Annotated in this window: 1 protein-coding gene and 3 pseudogenes; all 4 read right to left on the reverse strand. The window is 69.4% G+C overall.

Annotated features, from left to right (window positions below; translation table 11 throughout):
- A pseudogene (locus AB0P17_RS43075) lies at nt 1–102 on the reverse strand (daunorubicin/doxorubicin resistance ABC transporter ATP-binding protein DrrA); the annotation flags it as partial.
- Between the two features lie 357 nt (nt 103–459).
- Nucleotides 460–1,181 (reverse strand): annotated as a pseudogene (locus tag AB0P17_RS43080) (transposase); the annotation flags it as partial.
- Between the two features lie 85 nt (nt 1,182–1,266).
- A pseudogene (locus tag AB0P17_RS43085) lies at nt 1,267–2,264 on the reverse strand (IS3 family transposase); the annotation flags it as partial.
- Nucleotides 2,265–3,443: 1,179 nt separating this feature from the next.
- Nucleotides 3,444–4,424 carry a hypothetical protein gene (locus AB0P17_RS43090; RefSeq protein WP_365820571.1) on the reverse strand — a complete coding sequence of 327 codons (981 nt, stop codon included), beginning with the start codon at nt 4,422–4,424 and terminating at the stop codon, nt 3,444–3,446.
- Nucleotides 4,425–4,597: the final 173 nt, after the last annotated feature.

Consider the following 4,597-nt stretch of genomic DNA (forward strand, 5'->3'; position numbering starts at 1 on the left):
ATCGAGCAGCCGCCCGATCATGTACAGGTTCTCCCAGCCGGAGAGCTTCTCGTCGACCGAGGCGTACTGGCCGGTGAGGCCGATCTTGCGGCGCATCGGCCTCGTCACACGAGGCCGACCCACACCTCACACCACACTCTTTTGATACTGTGCGACACGTAAATGAAACCAAAAACACAGCTAAATAAACACTTATCACCGGCGCAAGTAGCGGAATGGGAGCGGCAGCAGCGCGGCATCTGTCGCAACACGGACACCAGGTGGTCCTCCTGGGGCGCTCCCCGGGAAAGAGAGGCAAGCTAGCCTCCCGTTTTCGCTTCGCGTGGCTGAGCTGGTCGGATCGTGGTGAAGCAGTGGTTTCGGTTGCTCGTGGCTGGGTGGGCATGGCCGGGGCCCGACGTGCGGGTCGGGTGCTCCAGGGGTTCCTCGGGTCGTGGGTGGTCAGGGCGGTGCCGCGGTTCAGGTGGCTGGCCGTGGCAGGGCTGTGAGGCGGGCGAATGCGTTGGTCGGCTCGTTTCGCCAGGGTCGGGTCGTGGAGATCCGCAGGTGCAGGCGGCGACCGTCTCGGGTGATGCGGGCAGCTGTGTGCAGCAGCCGGTAGCGGAGCTTCTTCGGTTCGGCGGTGGCCAGTTCGCCTTCCAGCAGGAGCGTGCGCATCCAGGCGAGCAGGTCGAGGGCGATCAGGGACAACTACCAGCCACGCTTGGCTGATGGCGGAGTGGCGTGAGGGAAAGCGGCCGAAGCTGGTGGTTTTGCCGCAGCGGATGCGGTCTTCGACGCGCGCGTGCGCGCGGTGGCGGGCCTCCAGGTGCTGCAGGGAGCCCTGGCCGTAGGGGGTGTCGGTGAGGAAGACCTGGTGGCGTATGCCCTCGTCCAGGTCGAACAGGGACAACTGGGCGCCGGGGTGCGGTCGCTCGCGGCGGACGGTGATCCGTGTGCCGTCGGGGTAGCCGGACAGGTCGACCATGCCGGTCAGCTCGGCGGCCTCCGCTCCTTGGCGCAGGGAGCCGTCTTGCTTCCAGCGCGGGGTGCCAGACGCGTTCGGGCAGGGCTCGGATCGCCCGGCGGACCGGCTCGGTGACGGCGTATCCCACGGAGAAGAATGTGCGGATGCCCCGTGAGCGCAGGTTACGCAGGTGAGCCAGGAACACCTTGGTTCCTCCTGCGCTGTGGGCCTTGACCCCGGATGCTGGACACGGGGTTATGCGGCTTGGGGAAGTGTAGTTGAGGGTTCGAAGAAGGTGCTCTCGTAGGCGATCGGGGAACGTTGTCCGCCGAGCTGCCGACGGCGCTCATGCTCCTGGTCACCCCGGCCTGCTCGCAGGCGTCGGCGAAGGCGGCACTCGTGTACTGGGAGCCGTGATCGGTGTGCATGATGGCGCCCTTCAGGCTGCCGCGGGTCCGCTCGGCCGCCGCCAGGGCGTCGACGACGAGTTCGGCCCTCATGTGGTCGGCGATCGCCCAGCCCGCCAGCCGGCGGGAACACAGATCGATGACCGTCGCCAGATAGAGCGGCTTCGTGCCGGCCACGGGCAAGTAGGTGATGTCGCCGACGTACTTGGTGTTGGGCTCCTTCGCGGTGAAGTCGCGTCCGATCAGGTCGGTGGCCTTCATGGCGGCCGGGTCCGCGATCGTGGTGCGGTGCTTCCTGCGCAGCCGCAGGCCCGCGATCCCGATGGTCCGCATGACCCGGGCGACCCGTTTGTGGTTCACGCGCTCGCCGTCCTCGCGGAGCTCGGCGGTGATCCTGGGGACGCCGTAGGTACCGTCCGAGTCGTGGTGGACGGTGCGTATCCGCCGCGCGAGCTGGTCGTCGGCGGCCTGCCGGGCGGCCCGCGCGGGAGCGGTCCGCAGCCAGTAGTAGAAGCTGGACCGGGCGATCCCGAGGATGCTGCACAACCGCTTCACGCCGTAAGGGCGCTGGTGGTCGGAGACGAACTGGAAGCGGTTCACCAGCGCGTCTCCGTCGCGAAATACCGGGCCGCCTTGCGGAGAATGTCGCGCTCCTCCTCCAGTTCGCGGATCCTCTTCCGCGCGGCGGCGAGCTCCGCTTCTACCGGGCCGGGGGCCTGGGCAGGCGCCGTCACAGGCGTCGTGGAGTGAGCACCGGAGCGTCGTCCGTCGTCGGCCCGGATCCAGTTGCGCAGCGTCTCGGTGTTCACTCCGAGGTCCTCGGCGACTGACTTGATCGTCGCTCCCGGCCGCGATCGGTACAACGCGACCGCGTCCGCTTTGAACTCGGCGGGATAGTGCTTCATAGCCATCTGTGCAGGACTCCGTATCCACCCGGACCATCAAGATCCAAGTGTCTCTGGTGTCCAGCATCCGGGGTCAACGCCCCCCTCGGCGCGTCGTACGAGCTGTACATCCACGAGGTGATCGTCGAGGGGCGCACGGCAGCCACCCGGTACACCATCGGCACACCCATGCTGTGGCAGGTGCAGAGCGCGATACCATGTGACTCTTCGCCGAACTGGCTGAGGACGGGCGGGTGGCGAGCACCACCGGCTTCTCCTCCAGCCGGCCCGGCTGGTCCGGGCCGGGCGCCGAGGACCTCTTCGACTCCGCGGCCCGCCCCGCACCGGGTTCCGCGCCTGCCGCGCCACCCGCGGCCCGGGCCGAGCCCACACCCGCCCAGGACCCCGTGCACTATCTGCGGACGTACGAGCGGAAGGCGCTGTCCGAACCCGACGAGGTCTGGGTCGGCGAAGGGGACGAGAGTCCACAGGCCCCGGCGCACATCATCATCGCCAAGGGCCATGGGAAGAGCCGTGCGCCCCACCCATGGGCTACCGAGACCGCGACCTGGGGCCACGCAGGGAAGAGGCCGCCTGATACTCGACAGCCGGCTCAGCGGACCTCTGGTGTGGGCGGGGGCGTATTTCACCGCGGTGTCCGGGTGGAGGCCGAGCGAACGGAGGCGATGGACCGGAGCGGCCGTCTGGCCAGCCTTCGTCAGGCATGTGGTCGGCCCTCGCCTGACGCGGTACATCAGCCCGATCCGTCCTCGAACTGGGCGCGCAAGGAGTTGGCTCATACGCGGCCGGGCCGGATGGTATGCGATCTCGCGCATGCGCAGCACTCGGGTCACTCCGTGTCGCACCCGCTCCCAGTCGAACAGGTGAGCGACAATGGGCGGTATAGACACCGCCCCCTCCCGCAGACCCGTCGCACCCGTGTGCCCGCCCGAGCAGGTCGGCCCGTGTGCCCGTTGCCACCAACCCACCCACCGCTACGGCCACGGCGCCAACCCGCTCTGTCCCACGTGCCGTGAGCGGCTGAGAAAGAGCCAGGAGCAGCCCATACGGGCCTGACACGTCGCAGGAGGCCGGAGGGGCCCGAACCACCCCTACCCGCACGCGAGTCAGGCAGCTACTCGGCGCGGGTCAGCACCTCGTGCGCGCCGCACACGTCGCACGCTTCGGCCGCCGGACCGATCTCGATCACGCGCCGTGCCTGGGCGGTGTAACGCTGCTCCTGATGACGCAATCGCTGAGACATGTCGCGGCCTTCACCTCGTCGTGCAGGCCGGCGGGGAACCCGCCTGCGCCGAGTGCGCAGGCGTGGAGGAGGGCGCGGCAGTCCTGCTTCTCGCGGTCGGTCGCGAGGGCGGTGAACGAGGGGTGCGCGAGGATCTCGCGGGCCGCGTACCCGTCGGTTGTCTCCGTTGCACGGCGGTGAAGTTCCTCGACGACCCGGCGCGCGGCCGGGTCGTCGGCGGAGGGGATCGTGTCCAGCACGGTGAGGCCGAGCCTGGTGTTGAAGACGGTCATGCCGTGTTCGTCTGGACGGACAAGGTAGGTGGTCACCAGGTCAAGCAGGTGGCGTTGGATTGGTCGGCCGGCTGCCCGGCGGGTCAGTACGGTCAGGCATCTGGTGACGGCGTCTTCCCATGGCTCTCCGGGCTCCGTGCGGGCCAGGAGGTCCTCGGCGGAGGGAGTGTCACCCGCGGTGAGAGCGGCGAGGACGGCGACCTGGCGGCCGTCGAGCATCCGCCGTCCGACGCCGCGGTGCGTCTCGATGTGGGCGAGGGCTTCGGCCCAGCGGCCGGCAGTCGTCAGGGTTCGTGTCCCGTCAGCGAGCAGGACCCGCCACAGCCAGGAGCGGACCTCTTGGCGGTCCTCGGCGCTCACGGTCAGGTCGGCCGGTATGGTGATGCCCTCGAACTGCGCCCGGGCCCCGGTGTTGACGGCGTCGTACAGGGCGAGTAGACGCTGGCGGCCGTCATCGGCGTGCCCGGCGCGGATCTGGAGGCGTGCGAGGTTGACGACGGGTTCGAGTGCCCGGATTGCGGTCATCCCCGGCAGGGGGCAGGCGTGGAGGTAGGCGGCGGCGTGCTGGTGGCACATCTCGCGGGCCAGTTGGGGCAGGCTGAGGTCGGAGGCGACGCGCCGCCTGCCCGCGCTCTCGCGCCGGAGGGTCAAGGACCGGCCGTTGCTGCCCCGCGAGGTCGACGCCGAGCTGGTGCCCGCCATGTGGAAGCGGGCGGTGTTCTCCAACATCAAGCTGCCCCAGGGTGCGGTCGACCGGGACGCGTACGTGGTGTGCGTGCTGGAGCAACTGCACCGCGCGCTGAACCGGCGCGACGTGTTCGCCG

This window comes from Streptomyces sp. NPDC088124 (assembly GCF_040685895.1).
Taxonomy (GTDB): Bacteria; Actinomycetota; Actinomycetes; order Streptomycetales; family Streptomycetaceae; genus Streptomyces.